Genomic DNA, 278 nt, shown 5'->3' with positions numbered 1-278 from the left:
TTTTTACCGATAGGAACAAAGCGGATTTGTATTCACTGTTTATCAATGTTTTGCATGCCAAAGGACGCTTTTCAAAGGAGTATTTTTACAACCTAAAAAGAGCGTTATGAAAGTGGAAAAATTCAAGGTGCTGCTCTACCTGAAAAAGAGCGAGCCGGACAAGACCGGCAAGGCCCCGGTCATGGGACGGATCACCCTCAACCGCACGATGGCGCAGTTCAGCTGCAAGCTCTCCTGTACCCCCGGGCTATGGAACGCGCGTGAGAGCCGATTGAATG

At 48.9% G+C, this 278-nt stretch carries 1 protein-coding gene; it reads left to right on the top strand.

Annotation, left to right across the window (positions count from 1 at the left end):
- Positions 1–106 precede the first annotated feature (106 nt).
- The coding region (locus tag BHV83_RS00215; RefSeq protein ID WP_286755204.1) for an Arm DNA-binding domain-containing protein at positions 107–278 on the top strand (172 nt) is incomplete at its 3' end.

It is taken from the genome of Parabacteroides sp. merdae-related_45_40 (assembly GCF_001915675.1).
Note: the sequence above shows the minus strand (reverse complement) of the source record. Positions and strands in the feature narration are given on the sequence as shown.